Source organism: Bacillus sp. cl96, assembly GCF_900100505.1.
Taxonomy (GTDB): Bacteria; Bacillota; Bacilli; order Bacillales; family Bacillaceae_G; genus Bacillus_A; species Bacillus_A cereus.
This window is the reverse complement of sequence record NZ_FNDM01000014.1, coordinates 115956-130188: the sequence shown is the minus strand read 5'-3', so window position 1 is coordinate 130188 and position 14233 is coordinate 115956. Positions and strand designations below refer to the sequence as shown.

Here is a 14233-nt window from a genome sequence, read left to right as displayed (position 1 = left end):
GCTTTCCATTCTATTTGTTAGTTTAATGTAGTAAATGTAACAAGGGGTTTTTAAATTGTAGTGAATCTTGCATGTTCATACGAGATAGTATGTATCCAGCTTTTAATAATTGTTGCTGCAATTTATGGGGACTGATAGATATTGTTGTTGTAGTGCCATTTGAAAAATGTATTTTAGCCTTTTTAATCTTTTGGCAAAAGTCTATATCGTGTATGTGGTTATAAAATAGCCATATACAGTTTGGAGATGAAGGAGATTCTGTTGGAAAAGTACAAATGTATTCCCGATGATTAATTGGAATTGGAACGTTTTGTTTGAATCTAAAATTTGTTTGGACTGCATTACGTCTACCTTGATAAGTAGAGTGAATATGGGTTAAGCAAGATTTTTTGATAAGTTGTAATGCGGTTTGGCAGGAACGAAGATCATTTCCGCTACTGTCGATAAGTTTTGTACGATAATAAGGGTGATTGTATGGAACAAGCATCATAGTAGAACTAGAAATAATAATGTTATTTTCATCATTCATGATTTTAAGTCCTCCCTTATGAAATTAATATTTCGAATATAATTATATACGGAATAAGTAAACTTGGTGTTAATATTTTGTTTTGTATTGTAAATTTTGGCTATTCGTTTACAATCAATAGGTGATAGTCTTTCTAATTTGCATCGCTTGTACATATATATGAAAATAGAAAAGAGTAGGCGGTGATATAGTATGAAGAAAAAGTATATTATTATGGCTTTAGTTGTCGTTCTCCTAGTATATTTAGCAAACAGTAATCCGAGTAAGGGCGAATATACAGAATGGGCAGCGAAGCAGTTTATGAAGCGTAATGATGTGAGTAAGAAGCTAGATGAAGTTCAAAAAGAGAATGAAGAGGGTCTCCTTGGCGACTTGGCATCGGCCGGTAAAAAGTTAGCGAAAAAGTATGTTGAGCCACAAGTTGGGTTATTAATTGATCATTATACGAAGCGAAATGATTATATATTCTTCTCAACATATACGACTGAGTTTGATATAGGTGAAGAACATTATAAGTACGTATGCGTCGGTTTCTCAAAGATTTTTATTCCGATTGAAATGCCGAAGAAAAAAGACGAATCTGCAAAATGATGCAGATTCGCCTTTTTCATTTTATAGAGTAATTGGAACTTCAGATACATTTTTTTCTACAAGGCGAGCTCCCTTTTTTCGTGTATTTTCATCAATGGATGAAAATACAGATGAGGCGAGGATTGTATCCATTACTTGATTTACGACTTGTGCATCGATTGGTGTGATGGGCGTATCGATAGAAAAAACGACTGTTTTTCCATCTTCTTTTGCGAAAATCAACTCTAGTACTTGCATGTGTTATTCCCTCCTTTGTATTTATCAAGCTATTTATGGGATTTGGGTCTGCCGGTTAAATTGCGGTCTAATACTCAGCGGGGATGAATAAAATCCCCACTGATCCGAGTTTTACTTTATAGTTTAGAAAGATCTGATGTGCTTACAAGTTGTACAGCGTGAAGTGGTGATGCTTGTAAGGAAGCTAGAGCATGAGCTACGTTGTGTACTTGATCTAAGCTCGCATTTGTTTTAACACGTTTAAATTGTTTGCTCTTGAAAACTGTTTTGCCGTTCTTATCTAATCCGTTGTTTAAGACAAGACGTAAAGTTAAATCCATTACGATTGTTTCAATTGCCATGTGTATCACCTCCTTTCACTTTATAAATAGGGTACAAATGTCATGTTTTGGCGTGAAATTTTTTCTTTTTTTTGGTACCCTTAAAAGATTAAGAGAGGAGAATTCTGGATAATGAATCGTAAATGGTTATTTTGGATTCCTGTATTACTATGGATGGGGCTGATTTTCTATTCTTCGGCACAACCATATAAAAAGCAGGATATGCGTTCAGATATTGAACAATATGTAAATGTTGAATTTGTGAAAGAGCATTTTTCATGGGTATCTATTGATTATGGTGGAGGAACCCCTGTTAGTATTGCGAATAAAGGTGTAGGCGGATTTATTGAGTTTTTCCTTCGTAAAGGTGCTCATTTTATGGTGTTCTTTATGCTAGGTTCATTGATTTATTACGCTTTTCATCGATCAGGTCATTCGAGGAAAAGATGTTTTATATATGCCCTTCTTTTCGTTGCGGGTTATGCAACATTTGATGAAATTCACCAATGGTATACGGGAGACCGCACACCAATGTGGCAAGATTCATTGCTTGATACGTGCGGCGGATTAACGGGAATTATAATAAGTAATTGGTTTTGGAATAGAAAAAAGCGCTAATCTCATTTGAGATTAGCGCTTTTTTTGCGGGGAGTAAAACCTCCACTGATTAAAGTTTCACTTTATACACCAAGTAATTCTTTTAGTTCGTCTGTTGATAGTTCAGTCATCCAGCTATCGCTTGTGATGACCGCATTGTTTAGAGATTGTTTTCTTTCTAGCATTTCATCAATTTTTTCTTCTAATGTTCCTGTTGTAATGAGTTTGTGAACATGAACAAATCGTTTTTGACCAATGCGATATGCGCGGTCTGTTGCTTGATTTTCCACAGCTGGATTCCACCAACGGTCGTAGTGAATGACATGGTTGGCAGCGGTTAAGTTTAATCCTGTTCCGCCAGCTTTTAAGGATAAGATGAAAATGTCATACGTTCCGTTTTGGAACTCCTCAATCATCTTGTCGCGATCTTTTTTCGGCACACTACCGTTTAAGAAGAGGACACGCTGGCCGAATTTTTCTTCTAGCACACGTTTTAGCATGTTCCCCATGCCGATGTATTGAGTGAAGATTAGGCAACTTTCATTTTGATCTTTTATATTTTCGATGAGCTCCATTAACGTTTTTGTTTTCATAGAGCGTTCAACGACATTTTGTGGCTCTTCTTCTTTTAAATAAAGAGCTGGATGATTACAAATTTGTTTTAGCTTGTTCAGCATAAGTAATATAAAGCCGCGTCTTTCAATTCCACTTAATCCTTCGACATTTTGCAGTGTATCTTGAACAAGTTGTTCATATAAGGAAGCTTGTTCACCAGTAAGAGGACAGTAAGCTTTTTGTTCTTGTTTATCTGGTAAATTTAATGCGACCGTTTGATCTTTCTTCGTTCGGCGCAGTAAAAATGGTGAGATAAACCGTTGAACTTGCTGGATTTTTCCTTCATCACGATCTTTTTCAATCGGTGTGACGAAGCGACGTTGGAACTGCCCTAAGCTTCCGAGATATCCATGATTAATAAAGTCGAAAATGGACCAAAGTTCAGCGAGGCGATTTTCCATCGGCGTACCAGTTAAAGCGATTTTGTGATTTGCTTGTAAGTTTCGTACTGCTTTCGACTGTTTCGTATGTGGGTTCTTAATATTTTGTGCTTCATCCAAAATAACAGCATCCCAGCATAATGAAGTTAGTTCTTCCTCATCGAGTTGGGCCAATGCATAAGATGTTAATACAACATCTGCTGATTGAAGGAAATCTTCAAAAGAATTGCCCTTATCTCTATTACTTCCGTAATGTAATTGAACACGTAAATTCGGTGCGAAACGCTCAAATTCTTTTTGCCAATTTCCAAGAACAGATGTCGGCGCTACGATTAATGCAGGGCCTGTTTTGAGATTGTTTTCTTTTATATATAGTAAGTAAGAGATTGTTTGAATACTTTTCCCGAGTCCCATATCGTCAGCTAGCAATGCTCCAAATCCAAGCTTTCGTAAATATAACAACCATTCAATGCCGTGTTGTTGATACGGACGAAGTGTTGCGTTTAGTGAAGCAGGGACATCTACTTTTGGAATATCTCCAATATGAAGTAGCTTTTGGAATAGTTCCTCATAATATCCATCTAGTTCGATTTCAATATCAGTAAACGGACTATCATCTTCTACAATTTCTGTTTCAGCCGTATTTGATAAATGTTGCTGCAGGACATCTTTCATCTCTAGTCCGTATTTATCGGCACGGTTCATGAGTTTCCTTACTTCTTCGATAAAGGCTGGATCTAGTCGCATCCATTGACCGTTTATATTAAATAGACGTTTGTTTTGTTCAACGAGTTCAAAAAATTCGCTTTCTGATAAATCAATGCCGTTCGTCGAAATTCGCCAGTCAAAATTAACGAGCGTATTCATACCGAAGAACGATTGTGTTTGTACTGTATTTTGCTTCAGCTGGACACGTAATTTCGGTTTTGTTGCTTTTAAATTTTGCCACCATGATGGTAGTAAAATTGTAATGCCGGCTGCAAGTAATTCATCGCTTGCTTCTGTTAAGAAGTTCCAAGCTTCTGTTTCAAAGAGCTCATTTCGGAATGTATCTCCTTCTTTTAACCACGGTATGAGCTTACTAAAACCTTCTTGTGTTTCTGTAATCCGTTCTTCGTAATCGTGCCATCTTTTCGGTAAGGAATCGATGTTTTCATATACATATATGCGATGCGCCCCGCGCTTTGGTGTCACGATTGTTTCAAGTTTCCACATTTCAAATTCTTCTTGTGGTTCTTGCAGTCTTAGTCCGATTGTAAACGGAAGATCATCTTCAATATAACCAATTTTTCGAAGCCAATCTTCTTCATGTAGTGCTGTTTCCAATTGTCTTTTCGTAAAGTCGTAATGTTCATATAGTCTTTTAGCATCTTCCCAGCCGTCATTTGAGCGATTATCTTGTAATATGCTTTCATTAACTGCTGCTGAGAAAAGAGATGCTAATGTGTCATCTTCAATTGGCGTATTTTGAACTTTCCAAGATGGTTGTTTGGGCCAGTGCTCGATATCTGGTACGAAGCTACCGCTCGTAAAGGCATCCCATAATTCATTTGCATCTTTTGTAAGTGCTGTAATAGGGCCGTTCAGTTGAATATGTGCAAAGGAATTCATTGGTTTGTTTGCAATGTATTCAAAGGCTTGTGCATTTGTTAGTAGCACACCTTGTTTTCCTTCGAAGGTTGCTTCTTTTAGAAACGTACCGTAGAAAGAAGTGGAGTGCCATGTGAATGCATTTCGTTTCCAACTTGTTACGGATAATGGAGTACCGCTGTCATCTTCTCCCCAAAGGAACCAACCTTGACTAACATGCTGGAGCCTAATTGTTACTTCAGTTTGATTGATCATCGATTAATTTTCCTTTCCGTAATTCCTCTTGTAGTGCACGCAGACGTGAATGGAGATTGGCGATGTGAATAATGAAAGCATCCCATTCATCGGTGCGTTTTAATCGTTTATATAATGTACGTAATTTCTTTAAGTAACGAACTGCGCGTCTATATGATTTACGATTTCGTTCTTCAATTGCTTCTACAGCAGCAAGATGATAAAGAGGAAGTGCTGCTTCTGGCGCTTCTTTTTCAATATCTTTCAGTGGTTCTTTTAACAGTTCAATTGCTTCAAACCCATATAAGAGATGGAGCTCTGCCCATGTACGATACTGTTTTTTCGCGAGTACGTACTGTTCATAGTTTGTGAAACTATACGGTAATAGTTCCTGCAAGATCATTTCAAAACCAGCTTGTTCATTTGTATGTGTTGCGTATGTTTCATACATGATTACAAATAGCCGAACGATATCTTTTATAAAAATCGTATTTTCGTGATCTTGGATCGTTTTCTTTACTTGTTTATACGTAAAGGAAAGCCAGTTTTTCGCACGATCCCACTGCATGGCACTTAATAGTTCTTCTAACCAATAGAAGTATAGACTCACAACAGAAGCAGGTTGTTTCTTTAGTAAGTCCATCGCTAGTAGATCTTCTTCATTTAAAAAGAGAAGGTGAGAAGACGCTAACGCTTTAGATAGTGGATTAATTTTCGTATCGATTCGTTTTTCTTCCTCTTGCATTTTCTCTTTATTGTTTAAAAGTTCACTCCATATGTGGCGATAAATGAAAAATCGCTCTTGCGTATAAGCGTCGGTAGAGAAGAATACTTCATGAACGAGACGAGCTGTTTCTTGCAAAATTATTTCAGATTCTGAAGGAATCGCTTCTGATTGTAAGTCCCGAACGATGGATTCCACTTTATCTACAAATAGGCGAACGACATTAACAGGTTGGTGATAAGAATACGTTTTGTTTGCTTCGAATGCCTGAATTTCTTCTAATAATTTTTGAAAGCAGTAAAGTGCTGCATGTAACCTGAATAATTCATGTATGGCGATGACGCGCGGAGCTTTCCGCTCAAGTTTCGTATAGAAATCTGTAAAGATACTCATAAGAAAATACATTTGTTTATAAGTAAGGCGAGCTTGTTCTTTTTTAAATGATTCATATTCTTTTTCAAAATATGATTCCCAACTTTTATAATCCGTTTCTTCAAAAGCTGATGATTGCAATACTTGTCTTGCAGTTCGAATAGGAGGAAGGGAAGGTTTCGTATTATTTTTAAATAAAGTTAATACATCTCCTACTTGCCCGAAACTAGACGCTGCAGATAGTAATACAGCGAGCATATGCTCACATTGTGTTGGTGCGAAGCAATCACAATAACTTTCAGCGACATTACGAATCGGAATATGAACGCTATATACGTTGCCTTCCGCATCTACAGTTCCTGATAGTGTATAACCATCAAAGTCAACGTTGTAGACAACACCACTACGATATAGGTGCCGAGCTGTAGCGACATGTTCCTGATCAGCTGTTTGCTGTGGATCTAGTCCTTGAACGAACTCATTCGCAATCATCATAATTTCATCTTTCGTAATTGAGTGTTGCAGCATAATATTCCTCCGTACACATATTTCTTTCCTTTACCATTATAAACAAAAAATGCTCAAAACAGAAAAAATGAAATTTGGATTACATAACTTGAAAATCATGGTAATATATAAAATGTTAATTTCATATATAAATATATATGTATAGGAGGAGAAATGATTTGTCAGATTTACAGACGAAGTTAGGTAGTGGAATGAATAAGTTACAAGAAGGAATAGAACAAGGGAAAATGAAGTTGCAAGTTGCACAAGAAATTGCTCAATTGAAAAAGGGAATGCAAGTGCAAATGCAGAAAAAAGCAGAGGTTCTATTAGAGGTTGGACAGCAAGTGTATGTTCAATTAAGAGGAAGTGGAGTAAATGAAGCGAGCTTAAAAGAAATGATTGCTCCAGTTCAAGAATTTGATGTAGCTATTTATCAAGCAAGAAAGCGCATTGTTGAATTGCAAAAACAACAAGGTGAAAAAGCTACATGTGAATGTGGTGGACCTTTATCAATAAATGATAAGTTTTGTGGTTCGTGTGGAAAGCCTAACCCGATGTTAACAGTAGAAAATGAAGGTGAAACGGTAAATTGTATTTCATGTAATGAGCATATCGATAAAAACTCTACTTACTGTCCAGTTTGTGGAATTAAGCAAAGTGGGGAGTGAATTAAATGTATTGTCGCACATGTGGAAAACAACATGGTGAAGAAGTAAATTATTGTCCAAATGAAGGTAGTATGGAGATTGCAGGAGCTATAGATGCAGTAACATTAGAAAAAGATACTGCAAAATACTGCAGAGGTTGTGGCAGTGAAAATGCTCAAAAAAATTTATATTGTCAAAAGTGTGGGTATTCTTTATCTGTTGTGAAGAAAAAAGAACAAACTGTAAAATTGCCTACAATGGATGGTGCTCCTAAAGTTGAATTTAAAGCAGATAAAGCCGTTTTACAAAAAGGTTTTATTGGTGGGGCTGTTGCAAGTATTCTCATGTTAATTGCTGGTTGGATTGGTAGTTTATTATTTGCCTCTATGTTAAGTGAGATGTTTAGCAAATTTGCGAAAGAATTAGAAATGTTGCCAAGTTTTTATTCGAGTGCAACTTCTACGATGTTAAGTTACCATTTACTTGGTTTTACAGCTAACGATGATAGTGGATTGATATTTTCTTTATCTTGGCATACTCCATTTACATTATTATTAATCATTCCATTTATTATTTTCGCTGGTACAGGAATTTGGTTAGGGAAACAGCATGTTGCGAAAACGATTAAAGATCAAATCTTTATGGCAGCAACAGTTGGTATTATTTATGGAGTCTTTTTATTCATTATAAGTTTTATAGCATCACAATCTTTTGCAATCCCATTCTCAGAAGCAGGTAAGATTACGGTTGGCTATTCAGCGATGAAGAGTTTATTGAGTGGTTTTGTATGTGGGACATTATTTACCTTATTAGGATTTATTGCTCATACAAGCAAAAACAATATGGCAGCAGCATTTCAAGAGTTAATGCCATATGGAGCGTCTGTTTATTACGGTGTTTCGGCTATGATAAAAGGACTTTTAGTAACAGCAGTAGCGGTTTGTATTATGGCGTTAGTAAGTAAGGAAGACGGTATTGAACCATTAAAAGAAATAACAACTTTAAAATCTGAAAGTACATTATTAGCATTAGAGTTAACACCTCAATTATGGAGTATGGCTCATTTTGCGCCATTAGAAGTATCAAGTCCAGCACTTAGTAAGGAATTTACTAGAATTGGTAAGAAATCAAATGCATATGAGAGCACACTATCGTTTTCATTTATATCAGGCGTCTCTGTAAATGGCGTAGAGCTTAGAGAGATATTGATTTCAAAAGGAGCAAATGAGGGAAGCCTTGCAGAATTTGATAAAGTGAATAACGTATTCCATTACGGTTTATTACTGCTTATTATTCCATTGTTCTTTATGTTTAGAGCGGGAAGAAAGTTAGCTAAATTACCGACTGCCAATATATATATTACATTAGCGGTATGCAGTGGTTCTTACACAATTATGATGATTGTAATGAATATGATTTCTAAGTTCCAAATTAATGTTTCAGGAACTGTAACAAGTTTATTTGGAACAAGCGGAACAGTACTATCTATGCAAAATTCATTTACATATTTAATTTTGTTTAGTTTTATTGTGACATATGTAGCAGCATTTGCTGGAATGAAATTAGCTAAAAAATAGGAGGAGAGCACGTTGAAGTTTTGTGGAACATGTAAAAAGAACGTTGCAGACCATTTGAACTTTTGTCCTGAGTGTGGGAGTAAAGTAGAAGTAATCGTTGATAACACTGCTGCCTCATATACAGAATTACAAAGCGAGACAAAACCAGTGAAAAGTAAGAAAAATTTATTTTTAATCATTGGTTTTGCCATTATTGCTGCATTATTATTTGGGGCATATAAATTTGGAGCATATAAGTTTTCAAAAGAAAAGCAAGTAAATGTAATGATTGAAGCATTCCAAAAGAAAGATATTAATGCAATTGATGAGTTTGTAAAAGCAAATGATTCAAGCTTAAAGATTAAGACAGAGGATATTAAAGCGTACATGCGTTATTTAAAAGAGAATCCTTCTTACAATAAACAATTACTGTCTTATTTACAGAAAGAGACAGTAGATCAAAAGTTAACAAAAGATAAACCTGCATTTAAAGACGGGGAAATAGTAGAAGAGGGAAAAGAGTGGTTCTTATATCCAAAGTATAAGTTCAGCATGAAATCTTATTATATGAATGTAAGTACAACTGCAAAGAATGCAGAAATATATGTGAATGACAAAAAAGAAACAGAGCTTTCTAGTGATAAAAATTCGAAAGAGTTGGGGCCATACTTCCCAGGTACATATGTTGTAAAGGCAACGGCGAAGACAGAACTTACTGAATTAGAAACAGAGAAAGAAGTAGATTTAGCGGATGAACAGAGCGAGAAGGTGAAAGTGGATTTATCGCTTGAAGGCAAGTATGTAAGCATTTCTTCTGATGAAAGTGATGCAACTGTATTTGTGAATGGGAAAAAACGTGGAAAATTAAATTATGGAAGTTATAAGCTTGGCCCTGTATCCACAGATGAAACAGTAGAAGTACATTTAGAGAAAACTACTGATTTTGGTGTGATGAAATCTGAAAGTGTTAAAATTGGAGACCAAAGCACATATTACTTAAAATTCCCGAAAGAAACATCAAGTTCAGCAGTGGGCGAATTTGTAAGAAATCATATTTATGATAACGTACGTGCAATTTCATTAAATGATTTTAGTTTAATTGAAAATAATTATGATAAGAGCGGAAAATCGTATAAGGAAGACCGTGATTATATACAGTATTTACACAAAAAAGGAATTACAGAAGACTTATTAACGATGGAAGTTCGTAATGTAGAGCGTCAAAGTGCTACGAAATATAAAGTAACGACATATGAAGAGTATCATATTCGTTACGGTGATGGATCTGTGAAGTTCAAAAGTTTTAATAACGAACATATTGTAACTGTGAATGGAAATGGAAAGATGTTGTATCATTCTCTTGGTGCAAATAATACGTTGAAATCAGAAGATGTATCTGGTCCAACTCGTTAATATGAGAGAAGCTGTTCAATATTTGAACAGCTTCTTTTTTGTAGCTAAATCGATATTTCGTGTCGAACCGTTGATATATCGTAAGTTATGATAGATATAATCGAAAAATCGTTGATATATTTTTTTACAATTATGAGTGTGTTTCCTTTAGTATCGCTTGTACATATGGATCATGTAATATTTGCTCTATAATGGGTAACATGTTTTGTTCAAATGGAATGTCGATAGGAAATGGCTTTTGAGAGCCTGGTTTTATTCCATATTGCACAATTTTGTAATGTGTATTGTTTTCAGACTTGAGCACAATTAACTTATAGCGATTATCATCGCCAGCGAGTGAGAAATCAATAGAAGTAGCGTTATATGTTACTTCATCTTTATATATGTACGGTTTTGGCGTACCAATCCAGTCTACTTTTGCTTGTACATTCATGGGCGTAGCCTCCTTATATGTATTATAAATAAATAAAAGCCAGCTCTCAATAAAGAGAACCGGCTTGTAATTTAGCAGTCATTGGTTATTTTAAAATTTTCACTTTAACAGTTTTGCGTCCCCATTTTTGAGCAGCGCTATCTGATCCAAGTAAGATATCAATACGGTTACCTTTAATTGCACCACCAGTATCTCCAGCGATAGCTTCTCCGTAACCTTCTACCCATACTTTAGATCCTAATGGGATTACTTTCGGGTCAACAGCGATCATTTTCATGTTTGGATTCGCAGTTAAATCATGACCCATTGCAGTTAATACACGGCCGCCATATGTGCCACCGTTTTCGCTCGGGTGAGCTGTATATGCTGTAGCTACAACTGTTAACTCACGACCACCAGATGGTGTGTTAGTTTCAGCAGCTTTCACAGCAGGCTTAGCAGCTGGTTTTGCTTGTGCTACAGGTGCTTGAGCCTTAGCTGGTGCTGCAGCTTTAGAAGGAGCAGTTGTTTCTTGTTTCTCAATTACAGGTGCTGTACCTGTTAAGAAAGGAACATGAACATAAGCTGTTTTCCCGTTATATTCAAATTGTAACCACTCATTTTGTACTTGGTTCGTTGTTTCGATTACATCGTCTTTCTTCAACTTTCCAAGAACCTCTGAGTTTGTGTTCGCTTCAGCACGTACGTTTAATACGTTAGCTGTTACGTAGTAGATGCTTTTTGTGAACTCTGCACTTACGAATGCGTCTTTACCGTCTAAAGTAATTTTTGACCATCCGTTCTCTGTATTTTGAACATCTATTTTATTACCGTTTAGTAATTTACCGACAACTTTTGATTCAGTAGTAGGGTTTTCGCGTACGTTTAGTACGTCTGTTGTTACAACAGTTTCTGCATTAGCAGATGATGTGAAAATCCCAAGACCAAAAACTGCTGCTGTTGCTATACCAATTAATTTTTTCATGATAGCCTCCATTGCGTTTGTTTTCGTGTCCTCATTATAGCAACAGATTTTTTCGGATTTGGGGAAAACACACAATTACAAACCATTCGTAATAAGTCGTTAACATCCTGTAATATAACAAAAAATATAGGAAAGCGTTTTTCATTCTATATGACTCATAGGTTTCTAGTTATATTCAAAATATTTAATACAACATGTTTTTTTCGACGTAAATAAAAATATTACAGGAATGTTACATGATGTTTACTAAACGATTACATTCCTTGAGTATTTTACCGTTTTATGGGTAATATAGTTATATAAACATAAACATTTTGTTTGTGAAGCTATAAACACGTGCTATATACTAGCAAAAAAACCGCATAATTGTTACAAAACGAAAGGGTTGCAAGGAAGGATTTTGCCCTTTTTTACATATGTAACACATCCTTTTTTAGGAAAATACATTCCTATCCGCGTTTTTCTCACACAATTTGACAGCAGTATTTCTAACTTGTAGCTCTTGCAGAGTGAAAAGGTTATACGAAAGGTAAGGCTGTCCATAAGAATTCGAATTGGTGAAGGTGAAAGTAAGAAAATCACCGCAAAATTATAGTTTTCTATCCGATTTTACATATCGGAATTTATGTTATTTACAAAAGCGAAACCTACGAAGGGGGATTTGATGAGGAAACTGACAAAAACATTCATCGTTTCATTAACATTATGTATTGCATTTACAATTTGGGGGATTATTCCCGAATCTATTATTGGAAAAGGTAGCTTAGGAAATGTAACAACCGCAATTCAAACTGCATTAGTTAGTAAGTTCGGGTGGTTTTATATTATTTCCGTGTCTATTATTTTAGGTGTTTCTATCTTTTTAATTGTTTCGAAATACGGTTCTATTCGTTTAGGTAAAGATGATGATGAACCTGATTATAGTTATATGACATGGTTTGCTATGTTATTTAGTGCTGGTATGGGTATCGGCTTAGTTTTCTGGGGCGTTGCCGAACCATTAAACCATTTATACGCACCTCCGTTTGGAGATAGCGCAACTGAGGAAAGTGCGCGCCTTGCACTGCGCTTTTCATTTTTCCATTGGGGATTACATCCTTGGGGACTATATGCGTTTGTAGCGTTATGTATTGCTTACTTTACCTTTAGAAAAGGAAAAGCAAGTACGATTAGTGCGACAGTAGGACCGTTATTTAAAGGTGGGGACCACGGACGTATTGCTCATTTATTTGACGTGTTAGCTGTTTTCGCGACTGTGTTTGGTGTTGCAACGTCATTAGGTCTTGGTGCGAAACAAATTGCAGGTGGTGTTAGTTATTTAACATCTATCCCGAACTCATTAACCACTCAGTTAGTTATTATTGCAATCGTAACAGTATTATTTATGTTATCTGCGCAAACAGGTCTTGATAAAGGAATTAAATATTTAAGTAATACGAACATTATTTTTGCGTTTGCACTTATGATTATTGTATTATTTGCGGGTCCAACAAACTTTATTATGAATTACTTCACTTCAACAATCGGTTCTTACATTCAAGAATTGCCAAGCATGAGCTTCCGTTTAAGTCCATTAGACGAAGGTGGAAACCAATGGATTCAATCGTGGACAATCTTCTATTGGGCATGGTGGATTGCATGGTCACCGTTCGTAGGTACGTTTATTGCTCGTGTTTCACGAGGTCGTACGATTCGTGAGTTTGTTATCGGTGTGTTACTTGTGCCGACCGTAATTGGTGCACTTTGGTTCTCTGTTTTCGGCGGAACAGGTATTCATATGGAGCTGTTTGGTGATGCACATATCTTCGACAAAGTGAAAGAAATGGGAACAGAAGTAGGATTATTCGCTATGTTCGATCAGATGGGCAGCTTTGGATCAGCTTTATCAGTTTTAGGTATTTTACTTATTGCAACATTCTTTATTACATCTGCAGACTCTGCAACATTCGTTTTAGGGATGTTAACGACACATGGTAGTTTAAACCCACCCAATCGTATTAAAATGATTTGGGGTATCGTTCTAGCCGCGATAGCTTCTACGCTATTATATATTGGCGGATTAGAAGCCTTACAAACGGCAGCTATCATTGCAGCATTCCCGTTCGTCTTTGTTATTTTCTTTATGATGGCAGCATTATTTAAAGAGTTACAAAAAGAAGGGCGTATGAAGCGTCATTAATAATAGAAGGAAAAGAGCTGATTTCATATCAGCTCTTTTTTTATCCCTCTATTTGCCGAGCAGTAAGAACCCCATCTCAAAATTCAGCAAAAGCAAATAAGTCGAGCTGCTTGTAAAAGCCCGATTGATGATGGCTAATGAAAGTTTCACTTTATATAGAAGGAATTTGAAATGCGGGTAGGGGAAATAAAATACTTTACCATATAAGTAGTATGCCTTTTATACGAAGAAAAAACGATAGGTTTCGACAATATTCGATACCTTACGAATTCTATTCGTATTTTTGTCAAAAATATGTCGGAAATGTGTTGTCACGTTTATATATATGTGCTATATTATTTC

13 protein-coding genes are annotated in these 14233 nt (G+C 35.9%); 6 read left to right on the top strand and 7 right to left on the bottom strand.

Features of this window, described 5'->3' with window-relative positions:
• Window positions 1-22: 22 nt before the first annotated feature.
• On the bottom strand, window positions 23-529 hold the full coding sequence (locus tag BLT20_RS24760) for a competence protein ComK (RefSeq protein ID WP_000997459.1): 507 nt from the start codon (window positions 527-529) through the stop codon (window positions 23-25).
• Between the two features lie 192 nt (window positions 530-721).
• Between BLT20_RS24760 and BLT20_RS24755 the strand changes: the two genes are divergently transcribed.
• Window positions 722-1120 carry a DUF4359 domain-containing protein gene (locus BLT20_RS24755; RefSeq protein ID WP_000731405.1) on the top strand — a complete coding sequence of 133 codons (399 nt, stop codon included), beginning with the start codon at window positions 722-724 and terminating at the stop codon, window positions 1118-1120.
• 21 nt (window positions 1121-1141) lie between these two features.
• On the opposite strand, the gene BLT20_RS24750 is transcribed toward BLT20_RS24755, so the two are convergent.
• Together BLT20_RS24750 and BLT20_RS24745 are read right to left on the bottom strand one after the other, a co-directional pair.
• Window positions 1142-1357, bottom strand: coding sequence for a DUF2922 domain-containing protein (locus BLT20_RS24750; RefSeq protein ID WP_001197593.1), 216 nt, complete (start codon window positions 1355-1357; stop codon window positions 1142-1144).
• 116 nt (window positions 1358-1473) lie between these two features.
• Entirely contained in the window at window positions 1474-1698 is a 225-nt protein-coding gene (locus BLT20_RS24745; RefSeq protein WP_000963861.1) for a DUF1659 domain-containing protein, read from the bottom strand.
• 111 nt (window positions 1699-1809) lie between these two features.
• Here BLT20_RS24745 and BLT20_RS24740 point away from each other — a divergent pair, with 111 nt between their 5' ends.
• Entirely contained in the window at window positions 1810-2295 is a 486-nt protein-coding gene (locus BLT20_RS24740; protein ID WP_001080707.1) for a VanZ family protein, read from the top strand.
• Between the two features lie 62 nt (window positions 2296-2357).
• Here BLT20_RS24740 and BLT20_RS24735 read toward each other — a convergent pair whose 3' ends face one another.
• Both BLT20_RS24735 and BLT20_RS24730 read right to left on the bottom strand, forming a co-directional pair.
• Complete coding sequence (locus tag BLT20_RS24735) at window positions 2358-5114, bottom strand: DEAD/DEAH box helicase (protein WP_000610114.1); 2757 nt, start codon at window positions 5112-5114, stop codon at window positions 2358-2360.
• Entirely contained in the window at window positions 5098-6717 is a 1620-nt protein-coding gene (locus BLT20_RS24730; RefSeq protein WP_000939143.1) for an SWIM zinc finger family protein, read from the bottom strand. Before BLT20_RS24730 ends, BLT20_RS24735 begins: the two co-directional genes overlap by 17 nt.
• Before the next feature lie 158 nt (window positions 6718-6875).
• Between BLT20_RS24730 and BLT20_RS24725 the strand changes: the two genes are divergently transcribed.
• Genes BLT20_RS24725 through BLT20_RS24715 form a run of 3 tightly spaced genes read left to right on the top strand, consistent with a single transcriptional unit; the run spans window position 6876 to window position 10315 of the window.
• Window positions 6876-7367, top strand: a complete 492-nt coding sequence (locus BLT20_RS24725) for a zinc ribbon domain-containing protein (RefSeq protein ID WP_001281754.1) — start codon at window positions 6876-6878, stop codon at window positions 7365-7367.
• A 5-nt stretch (window positions 7368-7372) separates the two neighbouring features.
• A complete protein-coding gene (locus tag BLT20_RS24720) occupies window positions 7373-8923 on the top strand; it encodes a zinc ribbon domain-containing protein (RefSeq protein ID WP_000271649.1) in 1551 nt (516 codons plus the stop codon).
• Window positions 8924-8935: 12 nt separating this feature from the next.
• Window positions 8936-10315, top strand: coding sequence for a zinc ribbon domain-containing protein (locus BLT20_RS24715; protein ID WP_000666884.1), 1380 nt, complete (start codon window positions 8936-8938; stop codon window positions 10313-10315).
• Window positions 10316-10445: 130 nt separating this feature from the next.
• On the opposite strand, the gene BLT20_RS24710 is transcribed toward BLT20_RS24715, so the two are convergent.
• Together BLT20_RS24710 and BLT20_RS24705 are read right to left on the bottom strand one after the other, a co-directional pair.
• Complete coding sequence (locus tag BLT20_RS24710) at window positions 10446-10748, bottom strand: DUF3910 family protein (RefSeq protein ID WP_001102539.1); 303 nt, start codon at window positions 10746-10748, stop codon at window positions 10446-10448.
• An 85-nt stretch (window positions 10749-10833) separates the two neighbouring features.
• Window positions 10834-11712, bottom strand: coding sequence for a cell wall-binding protein EntA (locus tag BLT20_RS24705; protein WP_000733333.1), 879 nt, complete (start codon window positions 11710-11712; stop codon window positions 10834-10836).
• Window positions 11713-12376: 664 nt separating this feature from the next.
• Between BLT20_RS24705 and opuD the strand changes: the two genes are divergently transcribed.
• Entirely contained in the window at window positions 12377-13891 is a 1515-nt protein-coding gene (opuD, locus tag BLT20_RS24695; RefSeq protein ID WP_001229100.1) for a glycine betaine transporter OpuD, read from the top strand.
• Window positions 13892-14233 lie beyond the last annotated feature (342 nt).